At 60.9% G+C, this 17,174-nt stretch carries 22 protein-coding genes; 14 read left to right on the top strand and 8 right to left on the bottom strand.

Going from position 1 to position 17,174, the window contains the following annotated elements:
- The first annotated feature begins 2 nt into the window (after positions 1–2).
- The 10 genes from GGR20_RS08025 (at position 3) to GGR20_RS07980 (ending at position 8,373) form a co-directional block, all read left to right on the top strand.
- On the top strand, positions 3–392 hold the full coding sequence (locus tag GGR20_RS08025) for an MAPEG family protein (protein ID WP_183310731.1): 390 nt from the start codon (positions 3–5) through the stop codon (positions 390–392).
- Positions 393–498: 106 nt separating this feature from the next.
- Positions 499–1,131: a LysE family translocator gene (locus GGR20_RS08020; RefSeq protein ID WP_183310730.1), complete on the top strand. Its 633-nt coding sequence runs from the start codon at positions 499–501 to the stop codon at positions 1,129–1,131.
- A 23-nt stretch (positions 1,132–1,154) separates the two neighbouring features.
- Positions 1,155–2,564, top strand: coding sequence for a dihydrolipoyl dehydrogenase (gene lpdA, locus GGR20_RS08015; RefSeq protein ID WP_183310729.1), 1,410 nt, complete (start codon positions 1,155–1,157; stop codon positions 2,562–2,564).
- A gap of 267 nt (positions 2,565–2,831) precedes the next feature.
- Positions 2,832–3,812: a TRAP transporter substrate-binding protein gene (locus GGR20_RS08010; RefSeq protein WP_183310728.1), complete on the top strand. Its 981-nt coding sequence runs from the start codon at positions 2,832–2,834 to the stop codon at positions 3,810–3,812.
- A gap of 61 nt (positions 3,813–3,873) precedes the next feature.
- Positions 3,874–4,401, top strand: coding sequence for a TRAP transporter small permease (locus tag GGR20_RS08005; protein WP_183310727.1), 528 nt, complete (start codon positions 3,874–3,876; stop codon positions 4,399–4,401).
- 5 nt (positions 4,402–4,406) lie between these two features.
- Complete coding sequence (locus GGR20_RS08000; RefSeq protein ID WP_183310726.1) at positions 4,407–5,687, top strand: TRAP transporter large permease; 1,281 nt, start codon at positions 4,407–4,409, stop codon at positions 5,685–5,687.
- A 4-nt stretch (positions 5,688–5,691) separates the two neighbouring features.
- Positions 5,692–6,438, top strand: a complete 747-nt coding sequence (locus GGR20_RS07995) for a FadR/GntR family transcriptional regulator (protein ID WP_246349490.1) — start codon at positions 5,692–5,694, stop codon at positions 6,436–6,438.
- Between the two features lie 3 nt (positions 6,439–6,441).
- A complete protein-coding gene (gene kduI / locus GGR20_RS07990; RefSeq protein WP_183310725.1) occupies positions 6,442–7,272 on the top strand; it encodes a 5-dehydro-4-deoxy-D-glucuronate isomerase in 831 nt (276 codons plus the stop codon).
- Positions 7,272–8,033: a 2-dehydro-3-deoxy-D-gluconate 5-dehydrogenase KduD gene (kduD, locus tag GGR20_RS07985; RefSeq protein WP_183310724.1), complete on the top strand. Its 762-nt coding sequence runs from the start codon at positions 7,272–7,274 to the stop codon at positions 8,031–8,033. Before kduI ends, kduD begins: the two co-directional genes overlap by 1 nt.
- 4 nt (positions 8,034–8,037) lie before the next feature.
- Positions 8,038–8,373, top strand: a complete 336-nt coding sequence (locus GGR20_RS07980; protein ID WP_183310723.1) for a cupin domain-containing protein — start codon at positions 8,038–8,040, stop codon at positions 8,371–8,373.
- On the opposite strand, the gene GGR20_RS07975 is transcribed toward GGR20_RS07980, so the two are convergent.
- Positions 8,370–8,990: a hypothetical protein gene (locus tag GGR20_RS07975; RefSeq protein WP_183310860.1), complete on the bottom strand. Its 621-nt coding sequence runs from the start codon at positions 8,988–8,990 to the stop codon at positions 8,370–8,372. The two genes, GGR20_RS07980 and GGR20_RS07975, sit on opposite strands and share 4 nt — an antisense overlap.
- 91 nt (positions 8,991–9,081) lie before the next feature.
- On the opposite strand from GGR20_RS07975, the gene GGR20_RS07970 reads away from it, so the two are divergent.
- Genes GGR20_RS07970 through uxuA form a run of 3 tightly spaced genes read left to right on the top strand, consistent with a single transcriptional unit; the run spans position 9,082 to position 11,323 of the window.
- The gene (locus GGR20_RS07970; protein WP_183310722.1) at positions 9,082–9,699 is read left to right on the top strand and encodes a trimeric intracellular cation channel family protein; all 618 of its coding nucleotides are present in this window, start codon (positions 9,082–9,084) and stop codon (positions 9,697–9,699) included.
- Positions 9,696–10,043, top strand: coding sequence for a DUF4326 domain-containing protein (locus GGR20_RS07965; protein WP_183310721.1), 348 nt, complete (start codon positions 9,696–9,698; stop codon positions 10,041–10,043). The genes GGR20_RS07970 and GGR20_RS07965 overlap by 4 nt, the downstream gene beginning before the upstream one ends.
- A gap of 59 nt (positions 10,044–10,102) precedes the next feature.
- Positions 10,103–11,323: a mannonate dehydratase gene (gene uxuA, locus GGR20_RS07960; RefSeq protein WP_183310720.1), complete on the top strand. Its 1,221-nt coding sequence runs from the start codon at positions 10,103–10,105 to the stop codon at positions 11,321–11,323.
- Positions 11,324–11,325: 2 nt separating this feature from the next.
- Here the strand turns inward: uxuA and GGR20_RS07955 are convergent, their stop codons facing one another.
- The 6 genes from GGR20_RS07955 to GGR20_RS07930 all read right to left on the bottom strand — a co-directional run bounded on the left by GGR20_RS07955 (position 11,326) and on the right by GGR20_RS07930 (position 16,008).
- Entirely contained in the window at positions 11,326–12,465 is a 1,140-nt protein-coding gene (locus GGR20_RS07955; protein ID WP_183310719.1) for a succinylglutamate desuccinylase/aspartoacylase family protein, read from the bottom strand.
- 10 nt (positions 12,466–12,475) lie between these two features.
- Positions 12,476–12,763: an MTH1187 family thiamine-binding protein gene (locus GGR20_RS07950; protein WP_183310718.1), complete on the bottom strand. Its 288-nt coding sequence runs from the start codon at positions 12,761–12,763 to the stop codon at positions 12,476–12,478.
- Positions 12,764–12,777: 14 nt separating this feature from the next.
- Positions 12,778–13,512 carry an ABC transporter permease subunit gene (locus GGR20_RS07945; protein ID WP_183310717.1) on the bottom strand — a complete coding sequence of 245 codons (735 nt, stop codon included), beginning with the start codon at positions 13,510–13,512 and terminating at the stop codon, positions 12,778–12,780.
- Positions 13,512–14,324: an ABC transporter permease subunit gene (locus GGR20_RS07940; RefSeq protein WP_183310716.1), complete on the bottom strand. Its 813-nt coding sequence runs from the start codon at positions 14,322–14,324 to the stop codon at positions 13,512–13,514. The genes GGR20_RS07945 and GGR20_RS07940 overlap by 1 nt, the downstream gene beginning before the upstream one ends.
- A gap of 66 nt (positions 14,325–14,390) precedes the next feature.
- Positions 14,391–15,143 carry a transporter substrate-binding domain-containing protein gene (locus GGR20_RS07935; protein WP_183310715.1) on the bottom strand — a complete coding sequence of 251 codons (753 nt, stop codon included), beginning with the start codon at positions 15,141–15,143 and terminating at the stop codon, positions 14,391–14,393.
- Between the two features lie 67 nt (positions 15,144–15,210).
- On the bottom strand, positions 15,211–16,008 hold the full coding sequence (locus GGR20_RS07930; protein WP_183310859.1) for an ABC transporter ATP-binding protein: 798 nt from the start codon (positions 16,006–16,008) through the stop codon (positions 15,211–15,213).
- A gap of 151 nt (positions 16,009–16,159) precedes the next feature.
- Here GGR20_RS07930 and GGR20_RS07925 point away from each other — a divergent pair, with 151 nt between their 5' ends.
- Entirely contained in the window at positions 16,160–16,948 is a 789-nt protein-coding gene (locus GGR20_RS07925; protein ID WP_183310714.1) for a YdcF family protein, read from the top strand.
- Positions 16,949–17,001: 53 nt separating this feature from the next.
- Here the strand turns inward: GGR20_RS07925 and GGR20_RS07920 are convergent, their stop codons facing one another.
- A complete protein-coding gene (locus GGR20_RS07920; RefSeq protein WP_183310713.1) occupies positions 17,002–17,169 on the bottom strand; it encodes a DUF1328 domain-containing protein in 168 nt (55 codons plus the stop codon).
- Positions 17,170–17,174: the final 5 nt, after the last annotated feature.

Raw genomic sequence — 17,174 nt, 5'->3', positions numbered from 1 at the left:
GCATGAGCGTTGAACTGACCCTTCTGATCTGGAGCGCCGGGCTGGCGTTCGCCTATCTTGCCGTCCAATCGGCGGCGTATCGCCTGGATTATGGGATCGTTCACGCCGGCACGCAGCGGGATAATGAGCGCCCGCCGAACAAATGGGCGGCGCGGGGCAACCGGTGTCTGCGCAATTTTCTCGAGACCTATGGCATTTTCATTGCCCTTGCGGTGGCGACTGAAATCTCCGGCCGGTCCGACAGCCTCACACAATGGGGAGCACAGATCTGGTTCTGGGCGCGTTGGGCCTATCTGCCTGCCTATTTCATCGATGTGCCGCTGATGCGCTCGTCGTTCTGGATGGTTTCGCTGATCGGGTTGCTCATGCTGTTCGCGGGTGTTGCCGTCTAGTTTGTGCGCCCCTGCCTATCGGGCAGGGGGCAATCACATGGCGCGCGTTGCCGGGCGCAGTCTGCTGGTGTAACCGTTAGCCGATGTCTCGCGGCGGTGGCGACTGATGGATTTCCCCTGGTTCGAATTTTTGAGCTTGATGCTCGCCTTCGGTATCAGTGCGCTTATTCCAGGCGCCGATTTCGCCATGGTGCTACGCCAGGCGGTGGTGCACGGGCGGCGCGAGGCGCTGTTCACCTCCGCCGGCATTGCCACCTCGATCCTCGTGCATGGCAGCTACACTCTGCTCGGCGTCGGCGTGATCGTGGGGCAGTCGCTGCTGCTGTTCAATATTCTCAAATGGATCGGGGCCGCCTATCTGGTCTGGCTGGCGATTTCGGCGCTGCGCAGTGCGCCGCCGCAGCCGCCCGAAATGTCCGAGCAGGGCGCGGCCCGCAAGGGCGATATGGCCGCGTTTGCGCTGGGCTTTTTCACCAATCTGCTCAACCCCAAGGCCGTGCTGTTCTTCCTGGCGCTGTTCACCACGCTGGTTTCAATGCATACGAGCGGGCAGGTGAAGGCGATTTATGTGGGCAGCATGGCCCTCATGCTTTTTGCCTGGTTCGCACTGGTCTCGGTTTTCTTTACGACCCCTGCGGTGCGGCAGTCGTTTTTCCGTTTTGGCCGGTGGTTTAATCGCGTAACCGGCATTACATTCCTGGCGCTGGCGGTGCGTGTTGCACTGGCTCAGCAGCGCTGACCAACATCTGAGGCTTTAGGACAATGGCAGACCAATTCGACCTTACCATCATCGGCTCGGGCCCGGGCGGCTATGTCTGCGCGATCCGCGCGGCGCAGCTCGGCATGAAGGTAGCCGTGGTGGAGAAATGGGCGACCCTTGGCGGCACCTGCCTCAATATTGGCTGCATTCCGTCCAAGGCGCTGCTGCATGCTTCGGAACTGTTTGAAGAGGCCGGGCACGGCTTCAAGGCGCTGGGCATCGACATTCCTGCGCCCCAGCTCAATCTCAAGCAGATGCTCACCCACAAGAGCGAAACCGTGGCCTCCAATGTTGGCGGCGTCGATTACCTGTTCAAGAAGAACAAGATCACTGTGTTCCGCGGCATCGGTTCGATTCCGTCCGCCGGCAAGGTACTGGTGACGCCGCAGACCGGCGGGCAGACCGAGATCGTCACAAAGAACATTGTTATTGCCACTGGTTCGGTTTCGGCCAATCTGCCGGGCATCGAGATCGACGAAAAGCAGATCGTCACCTCGACTGGTGCGCTGACCCTGGAACAGGTGCCTAACAAGATGGTCGTGATCGGCGCCGGCGTCATCGGGCTGGAGCTTGGTTCGGTCTGGATGCGCCTGGGCGCCCAGGTCACCGTGGTCGAATATCTTGATCGCATCCTGCCCGGCATGGATAGCGAAGTGGCCCGCCAGTTCCAGCGCATGCTGCAAAAGCAGGGCATGGAATTCAAGCTCTCGAGCAAGGTTGCCGGCGTCGATAAGCAGGAAGACGGTTCGCTTAAGCTCAAGGTGGAAGCGGCCAAGGGCGGAGAGGCCGAGGAGATCGATGCCGATGTCGCGCTAGTGGCCATTGGCCGCAAACCGCATACCGAAGGGTTGGGTCTCGATCTGGCTGGTGTGGCACTGGACGAGCGCGGCCGGGTGCGGGTCGACGGGCATTACAAGAGCTCGGTCGATGGCATCTATGCCATTGGTGATGTGATTGCCGGTCCGATGCTGGCGCACAAGGCCGAGGACGAAGGCATTGCTGTTGCCGAAATCCTCGGCGGGCAGGCCGGCCATGTAAATTATGCCGCCATTCCGGCCGTCGTTTACACCAATCCCGAAGTGGCCTCCGTCGGCAAGACCGAGGACGAACTCAAGGCCGATGGCGTTGAGTACAAGATCGGCAAGTTCCCCTTCACCGCCAATGGCCGTGCCAAGGCCATGCTGGCCACGCAAGGCTTCGTCAAGATCCTCGCTGATGTGGAGACCGATCGCGTGCTGGGCGCCCACATCGTGGGTAAGAATGCCGGCGAAATGATCCACGAGTTGGTGACGTTGATGGAATTCTCCGGCGCGTCGGAAGATCTGGCCAGGACAACTCATGCCCATCCGACCCTGAGCGAAGCCATTCGCGAGGCGGCGCTGTCGCTTGGCGACGGCGCAATTCATATCTGACGGACACTGATTACAGCCGAAATTCACAGAATCCCCGGGCAGTTGCTCGGGGTTTTCTTTTAATTTCAGGGAGCTGCTGGCTTCCGACAGAGTCGTCATACAACATACGAATTTTCGTATGTTGACTTGTTCTTCTAACTTCCATACCAGTTTGCACAAGGCTCGCCGATCGACAAGATGATGCGACGAGCCGGCGGCAGACAATCTGCCGTTGTGGCCGGGAGGGACAAAAATGCCCGGCCTTTGAGACACATTGGGAGGACAACCATGTTTCATCTGCCAAGGATGGCGGCTGCTGCCGTCGTCGCATCCACGCTTATGGTTTCGGCTGCGAGCGCCCAGACGGTGCTGCGTTCATCCGATACCCATCCGGACGGCTATCCGACCGTCGAGGCGGTCAAGCGCTTCGGCGAATTGCTGAGCGAAAAGACCGATGGCGCCTATTCGGTGGAGGTTTTCCATTCGGCCCAGCTTGGCCAGGAAGCCGATACGATCGAGCAGACCCAGTTCGGCGTGATCGATCTTAACCGCATTTCGATCGGCGCGTTCGGCACACAAGTGCCCAAGGCGACCGTGACCCAGTTGCCCTTCATTTTCCGTTCCGCCGAGCATTTCCACAATGTGCTGGACGGTCCGATCGGTGAAGAAATCCTGGCGGCGTTCGAGGAGGTGGATGTCGTCGCGCTGGCTTATTACGATGGGGGCGCGCGCTCGTTCTACAATAGTGTCAAGCCGATCAACTCGCCGGCCGACATGGAAGGTCTGAAGTTCCGCGTGATGGGTTCGGACATCTTTGTGGACATGGTGGGTGCACTGGGCGGCAATGCTACCCCGATGCCCTATGGCGAGGTGTATTCCAGCATTCAGACCGGTGTTATTGACGGCGCTGAGAACAACTACCCCAGCTACGACACCGCCGGCCATGCCGAAGTGGCGCAGTTCTACTCGCTCGACGAACACCTGATGGTGCCCGAGGTGCTGGTGGTCTCGAAGATCGTCTGGGATGGTCTTAGTGAAGATGTCCAGCAGGCAATGCGCGAAGCCGCCAAGGAATCCGTTGCCTATCAGCGCGAGCTCTGGGCCGAAAAGGAAATAGAATCCAAGGCAGCCGTGGAAGCCATTGGCGTCACCATCAATGAGGTCGACAAGGCCCCGTTCATCGATGCGATGAAGCCGGTCTATGACAAGTATGTCACCGATCCTGAACTGCAGGATCTTGTCGCCCGCATCCAAGCGACCGAAGGCTAAAAAATCCCCGTCGGGCCGGCTTTCCGGTCGGCCCGGCTCTTTGATTTGGGAGACTGAGCCGATGAAAAACGGGCTCCTCGCAACAAGCCGGTTTTTTGGCCTCATATCCAAGCTGGCCCTATGGTTGGCCGGTACGGGTCTAGTCGCCATGACAGTGCTGGTCGCCTATCAGGTCTACATGCGCTACGTGGTCAATGCGTCGCCGCCCTGGACCGAAGGGGCGTCGATCATGATCATGAGCTGGTTCATATTCCTCGGCGCTGCCGTAGGTGTGCGTGAAAAGTTCCATATGGGCTTTGACGTGCTGCTCTATGCCTTGCCCGACAGCGCCAAGCCCTGGCTGCGCAGTTTCAGCGATATTGCCATCTTCGCCTTTGCCTTCGGGATGGTCTGGTATGGACTGGAGCTGGCCATTCGCGGCTGGAGCGTGCGCATTCCGGTGCTCGGCCTGCCGCAAACCTTCACCTATCTTCCCATCGTGGTGTCCGGTGTTCTGATCTGCCTGTTCGTGCTCGAACGCATGGCATTGCGGCTCGCCGGTGAACCGGTTGACGCCGAGACCACCGACGCGGCCGTCAGCGAGGCCTAAAAATAATGGAATACTGGATTCTCTTCGGCACCTTCGGCCTGCTTATGGTGGTCGGTACGCCCATTGCCTTTTCCCTGGGTATCGCCAGCTTTGCCACCATCGTTTATCTCGGCCGACCGCCGGTCGTGGTGTTTCAGCAACTCAATTCGGGCGTTTCGCCCTTCACCCTGCTGGCTATTCCGTTCTTCATCTTTGCCGGTGACCTGATGATGCGGGGCGGCATTGCCGCGCGGATCATTGCCTTTGCCGGGGCCGTGGTCGGCCATATCCGGGGCGGGCTGGGGCAGGTCAATGTCGTGGCCTCCACCCTGTTCGGCGGGATTTCCGGTTCGGCCGTGGCGGAGGCCGCTGCTGTCGGTGGCATCATGATCCCGCAGATGAAGGCGCGCGGCTACGGCGCCGACTATGCGGTCAACGTTACGTCGATGGCGGCGCTGATCGCGCTCCTGCTGCCGCCCAGCCACAACATGATCATCTATTCGCTTTCCGGCGGCGGTCGCATATCGATTGCTGATCTGTTTACCGCCGGGATCATTCCGGGCCTGATGCTGGCTCTGGCGCTGATGTTCACTGCCTATGTGGTGGCGCGCCGGCGCGGTTATCCCACCGAGCCGTTCCCGGGCTTTGCCAAGGCGCTGCAATATTTCCTGATTTCCATTCCGGGTCTGTTGCTCATCGCCATCATCTTTGGCGGCGTGCGCTCGGGCATTTTCACTGCCACGGAGAGCTCCTGCATCGCGGTGATCTACGCCTTCCTCGTGACGCTTCTGGTCTATCGCACCATGAGTTGGTCGACCTTCGTGCACTGTGTCACCGGCGCGGTACGCACCACGGCCATGGTGCTGTTCATCATTGGCGCCGCGGCGTCATTCGGCTGGCTGATGGCCTATCTGCGGGTGGCGCCCATTCTCACCGAAATGGTGGGGCAACTGACCAGCGACCCGCTGATGGTGTTGCTGCTGATCAATGTGCTGTTGCTGCTGCTCGGCACCTTCATGGATATGGGGCCGTTGATCATCATCACCACGCCGATCTTCCTGCCCATGGTCTCCAGCTTCGGTGTCGACCCGGTGCATTTCGGCGTCATCATGATCCTCAACCTCGGGATCGGCCTCAACACGCCCCCCTTGGGGCCGGTGCAGTTCGTAGCAGCGGCTGTGGGCAAGATTTCGATCTGGGCCGCGATGCGTAGCGTCTGGCCGTTCTACATTGCCGGCATCATTGTGTTGGGCCTCGTGACCTATATTCCGGCGCTGTCCTTGTGGCTGCCCAGCCTGTTCCGGTGATCTGATGGCTATGATCGACATGCCGGCCCCTGCCCGGAAGCCCAAGCTTGCCCAAATAGTGGTCGATGCGTTGCGCAAGCGCATTGGGGCCGGGGAATTCGGGCCCGGCGAAAAGCTGCCTACGGAAAGCCAGCTGACCACGCATTTCGGGGTCAGCCGAACCGTGGTGCGCGAGGCCATCGCTGCCTTGGCCGCCGACGGCATGGTGCAGCCGCGCCAGGGGGCCGGTGTGTTTGTCATGGCGCACGCCAGCTCGGCTTTCAGGGCCATCGCTGGTGAGCGTTCCAATAAGATTTCGGTCGCGCTCAACGTGCTCGAAGTGCGAATGGGCATCGAGATTGAAAGCGCGGGGCTTGCCGCGCACCGCCACAGCACGAGCCAGGTGGCCGCTATCCAGGAGGCCTGGAACGAATTCGGCCGGCTGCTAGACGAAGGCAATCCCACCGGCAAGACGGATTTTGCGTTCCATCGTGCCATCGCTGCGGCGACCAACAATCCTTTCTATCTCGAAGTGCTCGATGCTCTGGGCAGCCGCACCATCCCATGTGACGTGGCCTCGCCCTGGGGCACCGAGAGCGTGCTGACTTATGAATATCAGGTTGGCCTGCACGAAGAGCACAAGCGCATTCTCAATGCGATCTCCGCCCGCGATGCCGATGGCGCGCGCGAGGCCATGCGAGATCACCTCTCGCGCAGCCAGGACCGCTACCGCGCTCGCCTGGCCGAACAAGGCACCAGCAAACAGGACTAGACCATGAGCACCGATTTCGACATTCGCTTTGCCATCGATCCATCCACGGCAGCAGCCATGGGGACCGATGAACTGCGCGAGAATTTCCTGATCGACGATCTGTTTGCCGCTGGCGAGGTGCGCTGGACCTATACCCATTACGACCGCATGGCGGTTGGCGGGGCCTTGCCCAATGGTGGTGCGCTGGCGCTGGAAGCGATCAAGCCGACCGGCACAGCCAATTTCCTCGACCGGCGTGAATTGGTCGCTGTCAATATCGGGGAGGCCGGCACGATCTCGGTCGATGGCACCGATCATGCAGTGGGACCGCGCGACATGCTCTATATCGGCATGGGTGCCAAGGATGTGCGTTTTGCCGGCGAGGGTGCCAAGTTCTATCTCCTGAGCGCCCCGGCCCATGCCAGCTATCCCACGACTCTGTTGCAAAAATCGGGCGCCAAGCGGCTCGACCTAGGCAGCAACGAGACCGCCAATGAACGCTCGATTTTCCAGTATGTGAATGCCGACAGCGTCAAAACCTGCCAACTCGTGGTCGGATTGACCCAGTTTGCGCCGGGCTCGGTGTGGAACACCATGCCTGCCCATGTGCATGACCGGCGCATGGAAGCCTATCTCTATGTCGATCTCAAACCCGACGCCTTTGTGGTGCATCTGATGGGTGAGCCGGACGAAAGCCGACACCTGATCGTGCGCAACGAACAGGCAATCCTGTCTCCGCCCTGGTCGATCCATTGCGGCGCCGGTACCGGCGCCTACACCTTCATCTGGGCCATGGCTGGCGACAATGTCGACTATACAGATGTGGAGAAGGTGGCGATGGAGGATCTGCGCTGATGAGTCTCAGTGCCTTTTCTTTGACCGGCAAGACCGTGATGGTCACCGGCGCCAATACCGGCATCGGTCAAGGCATCGCCCTGTCCATCGGCCGGGCCGGCGGGCGGGTCATTGGTGTTGGCCGGTCGACCATGGACGAGACCGCAGAACTGATGGCCTCCATTGGCGCAGAACTGGTAGCCGTGCAGTCCGATCTTGGGTCAACCAGCGATGCCCAGGCCATGTTCGAGGCGGTCTGGGACAAGCATGGTCCCATAGACGGGTTGGTCAACAATGCCGGCATCATCAAGCGCGTCGATGCTGTGGATTTCACCGAGGGCGACTGGGACGCGGTGATGGATATCAATCTCAAGACGATGTTCTTTCTCAGCCAGTCCCTGGGGCGCAAGGCTATCGCGGCAGAGCGCGAGGCGCGCATCGTCAATATTGCCTCCATGCTGAGCTTTCAGGGTGGCATTCGGGTGGCGAGCTACACCGCGTCCAAGAGCGGGGTGTTGGGGATTACACGTCTGCTGGCCAATGAGTGGGCGAGCAAGGGCATCAATGTGAACGCGGTGGCGCCCGGTTACATTGAAACCAACAATACCGAGGCGCTGCGCAACGATCCGGACCGGTCCGCTGCCATACTCGGACGCATTCCGGCGGGGCGGTGGGGTGTGCCATCCGACATTGGCGATGCGGCAGTTTTCCTGCTGGCGCCCGCTTCCAACTACATGCACGGCGCCGTCATTCCAGTCGATGGCGGCTGGCTCGCGAGGTAATGAGATGACTGAACAGAAGCTATTTGCGCAGCCTGAAGCCACCGGCTGGACCGAGCTGGCGCCCGGCAATACCCGCAGGGTGCTGATTCATACGCCGGAGTTGATGCAGGTCGAATTCGGCTTCGACAAAGGGGCGGTCGGCGCGCCGCACAGCCATCCGCATATCCAGGTCAGCTATGTTGCCGAAGGCAGCTTCGAGGTAACCATCGATGGTAAGACCGAGGTGGTTGGCCAGGGAGGCAGCTTCATCGTGCCATCCGGCCTCGTCCATGGCGTCGTTGCCCTAGAAAAGGGGCGGCTGGTCGATGTGTTCACGCCGATGCGGCAAGACTTCGTCTAGCCGATCTCCTCGAGCATCGCCGCATAAGCGTCCTCATGCCGCCCATCCCAATTGGCCATGCCCGGTTTGGTCAGGCAGCCGCGGCGGGGTGGGATGAAGCTATGAATGCTGCGGGTCGGGACCTCGTGCCATTGTAGGTTGAAGGCCGCGAACTTGGGAAAGAACTCCATATTGGAGTAGGGCAGCTTATCGTGTACCCACCAAGCCAATGCCTCCCAGTCACCGCTACGCTGATAATAGGAAATGAAGCGGTTGACGATTATGCAGGCGGTGGCGCCCATGTGGCCCCCGGCGTCGCGCCGGTCCCAGATGTGGCCGGCAAAGTTCTTCTCATTGATCGCGCAGTTGAGCTTGTTGGCGTTGCCGAACGCGTTCACTCCGGAGGAACGATAGGCCGAGCGCACCGAGATGCGGCCGAACCGGGATTGCAGCGGTTCGAGCAACTCTTCGCACAGCCGCTCGCCGGCAGCGATGGCGAGGTCGGGGTCGTCGGGCAAGTTCGGAAGACCATTGATGGCGGCGATCTCGGAATAGAGAAAATCGCGCATGAAGAAACTTTGCGAGAGACGCGTTCTGCCGAATTCTTCGAGGGCGCGGACGGTGCGGGGCTGGCGCATGGGGGTTGTTTCCGAAGCGGGCGACGGGCAGATGGTGATGGCGTAACGTTGTCCGGACAACCCGGTTTCGACGATTCTGGAGACCCGTGCCATGCTGCTCATCGCCTTCTATGTCGCCATCACCGTGGAGGCGATGACTGCCGCACTGGCGGCCGGGCGACGCAATATGGACTGGTTCGGCGTGTGCCTGATTGCCTGCGTTACGGCGTTGGGCGGCGGCACCATGCGCGACATCCTGCTCGATCATTATCCCCTGGTTTGGGTCAAGAACCCCTATGTGCTGCTGCTGGTGTGTGGCGCGGCACTGGCGACAATTCCGCTGGCGCAGCTAGTGGACCGGCTGAAGTGGCCGTTCCTGCTGCTCGACGCATTGGGGCTGGTGGTGTTCACGGTGATCGGCTGCAATATCGGCATCGAGGCGGGCGTGCATCCCATCATCGTCATTGTCGCGGGCATGGTGACCGGAACGGCCGGCGGCGTGCTGCGCGATGTGTTGTGCAACGACATTCCCCTAATCTTTCAGGGCGAGCTTTATGCAACCGTGTCGCTGATTACCGGGGTGATTTACTTTCTCGGGCTGACCAACGGCATGCCGGGGGATCTGATGGTGCTGATTGCTATTGCCATCGGCTTCACGCTACGTGTTCTGGCGCTGGTGTTGAAATGGGAAATGCCCAGATTTGTCTTCGACCGGAATATGCGCAGATGAAGCCAGCACGCATCGTCCTATCCCGCAAGGCGGGTTTCGATCTGCAGGCCGTATCGCAGGCGCTCAATGGCCTGCCCGCCCAATCCGTGGCGCGCCCCGGTCTGTGGGGTAACCCGTTCACCATTGCCGGCGTGATGGCGGAAACCGGGCTGGGCAAGGAGGCGGCGCAGGCCGAGGCGGTAGCGCGCCATGCGCGCTGGTTGGGCGGAGAGATCGAGGCGGATCGGCCCCGACCTCCACAAGCCGAAATCCGCGCCGCGCTCGGCGGTAAGAATCTGGCCTGCTGGTGCAGGGCAGGGACACCATGCCATGTCGAGACACTGCTGGCGCTGGCCAATGATTGAGGCTTTCGGCGGTGCGCTGAATATGGCATTAAACTTCCATACAAGAAAGGAATTCTGACTTGCGACAGACGTGGCGGTGGTTCGGCCCCAAGGACCTGACCAGTATTGACGATGTTACTCAGGTCGGCGCGGCTGGTGTCGTAAGCGCCTTGCACCATGTCCCCAATGGCGTGGTGTGGTCGCCCGAGGAGATCGCCAAACGCCATAAGGAGATCGCCACCCGGAAGGGTGGCTCGGCATCAGGGCTGACCTGGGATGTCGTCGAAAGCCTGCCGGTCACCGAGGACATCAAGAAGCAGAAGGGCGAATGGCGGGAGCACATCGCTAACTACAAGATATCGATGAAGCATCTGGCCGATAGCGGCATCGAGACAATTTGCTACAATTTCATGCCGGTACTGGATTGGACCCGCACGGATCTGCGCTGGACGGTGCCCAATGGCGGCTCCTGCATGCGCTTCGACATCAATGACTTCGCCGCGTTCGACATCCACATCCTCAAGCGTCCCGGCGCAGCTACTGACTTCACCAACGCCATTGCCGACGAGGCAGCGCGACGCTTCGAAGCCATGAGCGAAGATGAGCAAAAGCAACTCGGGCGCAATGTGACCATGGGGCTTCCCGGCTCCACCGAGTCCATGTCCCTCGAGGATGTGCAGGCGCATTTGGATGAATATGGCACCATCAGCCGCGAGCAATTGCGGGTGCACTTCATCGATTTCCTTGAGGAGGTGGTGCCCGTGGCCGAAGAGTTGGGCCTTAGGCTCTGCTGCCACCCCGACGATCCGCCATTTGCGCTATTGGGCCTGCCGCGCATCATGTCGACCGAGGAAGACTACAAGTACATTCTCGAAGCCGTCGACAGCCCTGCCAATGGGATGACGCTGTGTTCCGGGTCGCTCGGTGCGCGACCCGATAATGATCTGCCCGGCATGATGGAGCGCTTCGGTCCCAAGGTGCACTTCCTGCATCTGCGCAACGTCAAGCGCGACAATGACGACATTGTCGGCTCCTTCTTCGAAGCCGAGCATCTGGCCGGTGACACCGACATGGTGGCGCTGATTGCGGCCATCCTCAAGGAAGAACGGCGACGCCAGGCTGAAGGCCGCAAGGACTGGGAAATCCCGATGCGACCTGACCACGGGCAGGACATACTCGATGATCTCGGCCGCCGCTCGCAACCGGGCTACCCCACCATTGGGCGCATGAAGGGCCTGGCCGAACTACGCGGCGTGATGACTGCGCTCGACCATGCACAATGGGGACTGGCGCGTAGCTAGCGTCAGTCCTCCAGCAGGTAGCCACCAGCGCGCGTGGGCAGAACTTCGCTGCCCACGATCTTGGCCACCGAGGATCCTGCCACGACATATTTTGCGCTGGCGCGGGAGAGAATGAACCCATCCGTGCCAGCCCGCAGCGGGGTGCGGGCGAGGAAGGCCTCCGGCCCGTCCATGGCGATGATATCGGCAACGACATCGCCTTTCTTTACCTTGTCCCCCAGTGCCACGCGATAGGCCAGGAGGCCGGGACGGTCGGCACGCAGCATTTCGGTGGCCTCCAGCGAGGTTGGATGGGGCGCCGGGTCGACTGGAGGCGGTGTCATGTCAATCAGACCGCGACCAGAAAAGAAGTCGAACAGGCCCTGTGCGTCTGCGCGACCCAGCTCGTCATGGGTATCGGCCTGGCCGCGATATTCCAGTGTTGCGGTTTCGGCACCCATCGGGATTGCAACGTCGGGGGTAGCCCGCTGGGCCTTGCGATAAAGGCTGGGCAGCACCTCATCGAAGGACCCGCCGCCGCTGTCTTCGGCGGTCAGCGTTGCGGCCACCTGCATGCGGTCGGCCAGATCCTGCAGGCCCGGCATCAGGTCGGGAGAGGTGAAGATGTGTTTCAGGCTCTCATCGTCGCAATGCAGATCGAGCACGATATCGGCATCATGGGCCGCCTTGAGGGTCAGCAGGCGCAGCTGCTGGGCGGCAGTTGCCGGTTGCTGCCGGTCGATCCAGTCGCCGACGGCCTTCCGTATGATTCGCAGGTTTGCTTTAGGATCATCACCGAGTTTGCCGGCGACAGCCTCGGCGACCAGCGGATAAAGATCAGGCCAGCGGCGATTGAAATTGACGCCGGTTGTGAGGTCGTAGCGGCCGATATGGCGGCGCAGAACACGGGTGGCCAGGCCCAGCGGATTGACCGAGGGAAACACCACGAAGCGTGCCTTGAGCGTGCCGGCAGCGTCAGCATCGCGCAGCATGGGCAACAGGTGGTGCAACGCCATGGTGCCGGGCTGTTCGTCGGCATGGAGCGCCGCTTGTAGATAAATCTTAGTTTCGGCCGTTTCTGGTCCGGCGGAGTACCAATAGAGAGTGGTCGAATGGCCCGGCGCATCGCCGGTCAACCGCTGCTGATGCTGTTTGAAGGTCATGCTGCGTTCTTCAGGCGAGACGGGCGAGCTTGTCGGCCATGGTCTGGGGTTTGTCGATGCGGGTGGAGAAATGCATGGTGCAGAAGATGCGCTCGACGCCGAGCTCGTGCAGGCGCGCGCAACAGGCCTCCACCGCAGCGCTGACGTCTGCCATTTCGCCTTCGATATTGGTGCCATTTGCATGCATGTCGTGGGAAAGGCCGGTCGCCGCCAACACCTCGCGGACCTCTTTGATATAGGCGGATACCGAAGGGCCTACGCCCATTGGGACAATGCAAAGATCGGCGATGACTTTCATGCTCGTTCCTTGTCTCAGCGCATCCATTTGGGCGCAAAGCGCAGGCCCGGTTGGGCTGGCAGATGGCGCATCAGCCGCTGATAGATCAGACCGAACACAAAGAACACCACCAGGGAGACCGCAAGGAAATAGAGCGCGGCGACCGAGAAATGCAGGAATGCATTGAAATCGCGCTCGAACAGCGTCTTTGCCGTGGTCATCAGGTCGGCCTGCGCACCGACCACAGGCAGCGCAAAATAGACAATGGCCGTGGCGTGAAACAGGAACACCACCTCATTGGTATAAGCCGGCCAGGCCAGTCGGATGAGGTTAGGCCAGACCACGCGGCGGAACTGCTGGGATCGGCTCATACCATAGGCTCTGGCTGCCTCGACGGCGCCGCGGGGCACCGCGCGCAGTGCGCCATAGAAGATTTCGGCCGTATAGGCCGAAGTGTTGAGCACCAGTACCAGCGGCCCGATGACCAGGGGATGCAGCACGAAGCCGGAGATGCCGAGTGGTCGCCAGACCGTCAGGTTGAGCGAAAGCGCCAGCGAATAGAACATGAAGAACTGGATGAAGAGCGGCGAACCGCGAAAGGCATAGATATAGCCGCGCGACAGGGCGTTGATCAGCTGGTTGTCAGACGCCTTCCCGAGCGCCAGGAAAATCGCGAGCACAAAGCCCAGCGGGATCGAGGCGACCGCGAAATAGATATTGAACAGCACCGCCGGGGCCATGATGGCCAGATCGTCCAAGAACGCTTCCATCAGGCCGGCACCTCCGAGAGAATGCCGCGTCCGGTACGTCGCATGAGGTATTCGAAGGCGCGTTCGGACAGCCAGGTGACCAGGATATAAAAAACGAACAGCACGAGGTAATAACGCCAGCGCCAGTCGTCATGAACCAGGCCCACAGTGGGCAGGAAATTGGGCGCGCCGAGCCGGTCGGCCCAGAGTACGATATCGGCGATCTGCAGCAGAGAAAGCAGCGAGGTCGCCTTGACGATCAGCATCCAGACATTGGAGAGGCCGGGCAGGGCATAGACCCACATCTGGCGGATATGCACGCGCCAGAGCACCTGAGTGGTGCTCATGCCATAAGCGCGGGCTGCCTCAAGCTGACCAGCCGGAACCGCCCGCATGGCGCCATGGATAACATTGGTGGCAAAGGCGCCGTAGACGAGCCCCAGCGACACGCTCGCCAGCAGGAGATATTCTGTCGTGCCAAGGAACCAGTTGGCTTCGCGGCAGGGTGGCCATGGGGCCGTCTGTGCAGCGATGGCCTCGGGTGAACAGACCTGGGTGGACACCAGCCATTCCACGCCCTGTTCGAAGGCCAGGGGGAAGAACAGGAAGAACAGCACATCGGGCACGCCGCGCACGATGGATGAATAGGTCGAGCCAATCAGGCGCAGCATGAAGAAGCGCGAATTTTTCAGCGTCGCGCCGGTCAGGCCGAATATGACGGCAAGGACGCCGCCCAACAGGCCAGCATAGATCGTGAACTGGAAGCTTGCGTACCAGGTCAGATGCTTGCCATTGGTGATGTAGCCGAGCCAGAAGGTGAGGTCTTCGGTCATGCCGCACAATCCGCGGTTGATGTCCCTCTCGAGGCCGGGAGGGACAGGTTCTGGAGCCGGATCGGCTTATTCAGCGAAGAACGGACCCATGCCGTCGAACCACCGGGCGATCAGCGCATCCACGGTGCCATCGGCCTTGAGCGTGGCCAGGGTCTCGTCAACGGTCGCCTTGAGCTCAGCGTCTTCCTTGCGCACACCGGCGCCCACGCCGCCGCCGATCATCACGTCTTCACCCACGAATTCCAGCGCGCCGTTCGAGGCGGTTACGACGGGCTCAAGATAGGCACCGTCGGCCAGGATGGTGTCGAGATTGCCGGCGGCCAGATCGGCCATGGCCTGGTCAGCGGTTGAGAAGGTAACGATGGTGTTGGCGCCGCCCAGGTTTTCCTCGGCATAGCCGGCCTGGATGGTGCCACCCTGCACGCCGACGCGGGCGCCGGAGAGATCGGAGAAGTCAAGGTTGGCACCGGCAGCGGCGACGAACTTGGACGGATCGGGTGGGAAATAGTTGTCCGAGAAATCGATGGTTTCGAGACGTTCATCGGTGATCGACATGCCGGCCATGATCAGGTCGTAGTTGCCGGCCAGCAGGTTCGGGATGATGGAATCCCAATCATTGATGACCCACTCACAGTTCAGCTCTGCGGTTTCGCAGATTGCATTGCCCAGATCGATCTCGAAGCCGGCCGGCTCGCCGGCATCGTTGAGGAAGTTCCAAGGCGCATAGGCGCCTTCAGTGGCGATACGGACAGTGTCCTGGGCGAGGGCGGGGGTTGCCAAGGCCAGAACGGCGGCCGCTGCCAACATCGTCTTTTTCATTCTCGTTTCTCCGTTTGCGTTTCGTGTCGTCGTTGCGCCCGGTTTTCCGGGTCGTTTTCCATGCAGGTCAGTCGTGGCTGGCCGCATTGAGAAATTGTTTGAGACGAACCGATTTGGTAGCGCCGAACACTTGATCGGGCGCACCTTCCTCTTCGATCAGTCCCTGATGCAGAAAGATCACCCGGTCGGACACCGAGCGGGCGAAATCCATGTCGTGTGTGACCAACACCATGGTCCGGCCCTCGTCGGCCAGCAGCTTGATCACGCGCAGCACTTCGACTTCCAGTTCGGGGTCGAGGGCAGAGGTGGGCTCGTCAAACAGCATGACGCGCGGATTGATGCAGAGGGCCCGGGCGATGGCGGCGCGCTGCTGTTGGCCGCCGGAGAGCTGGGCGGGATAGGCATCGGCCTTTGCGCCGATCCCTACCTTGTCGAGCATGGCGCGTGCCTCGTCTTCGACCTCGGGCCGAGCGCGCTTCTGCACCACCAGCGGCGCTTCCATGACGTTTTCGAGAATGGTCATGTGCGCCCAAAGGTTGAAGGACTGGAAGACCATGCCCAGTTCGGAGCGGATGCGGCGGATCTGGTGTTCGTCGCCAATGCTGCGACCCTGGCCATTGCCCTTGAGCACGATGGCTTCGCCGTCGATCAGCACATCCCCGCTATCGGGGATCTCAAGCATGTTGATGCAGCGCAGCAGCGTGGATTTGCCTGATCCGGAAGACCCGATAAGGGAGACGACCTGTCCTTCGCGCGCGGTAAAGGAAATGCCCTTGAGCACTTCCAGGGCTCCGAAGGACTTGTGAAGTTCGCGCAGTTCGACGACCGGCGATGGCTCCGCTTTTGCGGGCGCTGCCTGCTTCATGCTCACCATTGGCCCGTTCCCGGGCGCTTCCTGACTGGCGACTGCCTTATTATTCGATTGGCAATCTTGACCGTCTGGTAGAAAACCAGAAGCCAGTGAGATAGCAAGCGAAAAAGCGGGTTTTGCCCGTACCGTGCAGGGTGGAGTGGGCATGTTCTTTGTTGTCTCGAAGCTATTCTGGCTGGTGGCGCAGCCGATCAGCGTCGCGCTTTTGCTGATGCTGGTGGCGGGCGGCCTGGTTGCACTTGGGCGCCGCCGGCTTGCCCTGACATCGCTGGGGCTGGCCGTATTATTGCTCGGCCTCGTTAGCCTGACCAATATCGGTGGAATCCTGATCCGGCCGCTGGAAGACCGGTTTGCGGTGCCAGCGGTGCCGGCACGGGTCGATGCCATCGTGATGCTCGGCGGTGCGACGGTGTCCAGTGTCAGCGGGGCCCGGCAGACCGTGGCGATGAACGATGCCGCAGAGAGATTGTCGACAACATTGTGGCTGGCGCAGCGCTTTCCGGCGGCGCGTATCGTCCTGTCCGGCGGTGGTGGTGTGCTGGGCGGCCGGGGTGAAAGCGAGGCGGAAACAGCGCGCCGCTTCTTTGTGGGGCTGGGGATCGACAGCGACCGTCTGGTGCTTGAGCCGGATTCGCGCAATACGATCGAAAATGCCCGCTTCACCCGCGAGTTGCTCACAGAAGACGGCGAGACAATTGCGCTGGTGACGTCGGCCTTTCACATGCCACGCTCAGTCGGCCTGTTTCGTGCTCAAGGGGTTCAGGTTCTGCCCTGGCCAACGGACTTTCGCAGCACCGGCACTGAGCAGTTCGGCCTTGATCTGGCCGACCCTGGGGGCAATCTCACCATTGCCTCGACCGCCATGCGCGAATGGATCGGGTTGACCGTCTATTGGGCGACAGGGCAGATCGAAAGCTGGTTTCCCGAGCCGTAAATAAAAAGCGGCGCCCGGGCGGCACCGCTTTCGATGGGCATTACGCCTCGGAGCTATGTGCCCCTGCGAAACAGCCCAATGACCAGAGAGATCACGAGGAAGGCCAGGAAGAGGAAGAACAGAATCTGCGCGATACCAGCCGACGCGCCGGCAATGCCACCAAAGCCCAGTACGCCAGCGATCAGCGCGATGACCAGAAACACCAGTGCATAATACAGCATGGGAA

It is taken from the genome of Devosia subaequoris (genome assembly GCF_014197055.1).
Classification (GTDB): domain Bacteria; phylum Pseudomonadota; class Alphaproteobacteria; order Rhizobiales; family Devosiaceae; genus Devosia; species Devosia subaequoris.
Note: the sequence above shows the minus strand (reverse complement) of the source record. Positions and strands in the feature narration are given on the sequence as shown.

Bases quoted from the DNA above. Each gene is read 5' to 3' on its own strand.
- GGR20_RS07955 (WP_183310719.1), bottom strand. From the start codon at position 12,465: ATGACCTTCAAACAGCATCAGCAGCGGTTGACCGGCGATGCGCCGGGC.
- GGR20_RS07930 (WP_183310859.1), bottom strand. From the start codon at position 16,008: ATGAAGCAGGCAGCGCCCGCAAAAGCGGAGCCATCGCCGGTCGTCGAA.
- GGR20_RS07925 (WP_183310714.1), top strand. From the start codon at position 16,160: ATGTTCTTTGTTGTCTCGAAGCTATTCTGGCTGGTGGCGCAGCCGATC.
- GGR20_RS07970 (WP_183310722.1), top strand. From the start codon at position 9,082: ATGCTGCTCATCGCCTTCTATGTCGCCATCACCGTGGAGGCGATGACT.
- GGR20_RS07965 (WP_183310721.1), top strand. From the start codon at position 9,696: ATGAAGCCAGCACGCATCGTCCTATCCCGCAAGGCGGGTTTCGATCTG.
- kduI (WP_183310725.1), top strand. From the start codon at position 6,442: ATGAGCACCGATTTCGACATTCGCTTTGCCATCGATCCATCCACGGCA.
- GGR20_RS07980 (WP_183310723.1), top strand. From the start codon at position 8,038: ATGACTGAACAGAAGCTATTTGCGCAGCCTGAAGCCACCGGCTGGACC.
- GGR20_RS07940 (WP_183310716.1), bottom strand. From the start codon at position 14,324: ATGACCGAAGACCTCACCTTCTGGCTCGGCTACATCACCAATGGCAAG.
- GGR20_RS08010 (WP_183310728.1), top strand. From the start codon at position 2,832: ATGTTTCATCTGCCAAGGATGGCGGCTGCTGCCGTCGTCGCATCCACG.
- kduD (WP_183310724.1), top strand. From the start codon at position 7,272: ATGAGTCTCAGTGCCTTTTCTTTGACCGGCAAGACCGTGATGGTCACC.
- GGR20_RS08020 (WP_183310730.1), top strand. From the start codon at position 499: ATGGATTTCCCCTGGTTCGAATTTTTGAGCTTGATGCTCGCCTTCGGT.
- GGR20_RS07995 (WP_246349490.1), top strand. From the start codon at position 5,692: ATGGCTATGATCGACATGCCGGCCCCTGCCCGGAAGCCCAAGCTTGCC.
- GGR20_RS07950 (WP_183310718.1), bottom strand. From the start codon at position 12,763: ATGAAAGTCATCGCCGATCTTTGCATTGTCCCAATGGGCGTAGGCCCT.
- GGR20_RS07920 (WP_183310713.1), bottom strand. From the start codon at position 17,169: ATGCTGTATTATGCACTGGTGTTTCTGGTCATCGCGCTGATCGCTGGC.
- GGR20_RS08000 (WP_183310726.1), top strand. From the start codon at position 4,407: ATGGAATACTGGATTCTCTTCGGCACCTTCGGCCTGCTTATGGTGGTC.
- lpdA (WP_183310729.1), top strand. From the start codon at position 1,155: ATGGCAGACCAATTCGACCTTACCATCATCGGCTCGGGCCCGGGCGGC.
- GGR20_RS07945 (WP_183310717.1), bottom strand. From the start codon at position 13,512: ATGGAAGCGTTCTTGGACGATCTGGCCATCATGGCCCCGGCGGTGCTG.
- GGR20_RS08025 (WP_183310731.1), top strand. From the start codon at position 3: ATGAGCGTTGAACTGACCCTTCTGATCTGGAGCGCCGGGCTGGCGTTC.
- GGR20_RS07975 (WP_183310860.1), bottom strand. From the start codon at position 8,990: ATGCGCCAGCCCCGCACCGTCCGCGCCCTCGAAGAATTCGGCAGAACG.
- GGR20_RS07935 (WP_183310715.1), bottom strand. From the start codon at position 15,143: ATGAAAAAGACGATGTTGGCAGCGGCCGCCGTTCTGGCCTTGGCAACC.
- GGR20_RS08005 (WP_183310727.1), top strand. From the start codon at position 3,874: ATGAAAAACGGGCTCCTCGCAACAAGCCGGTTTTTTGGCCTCATATCC.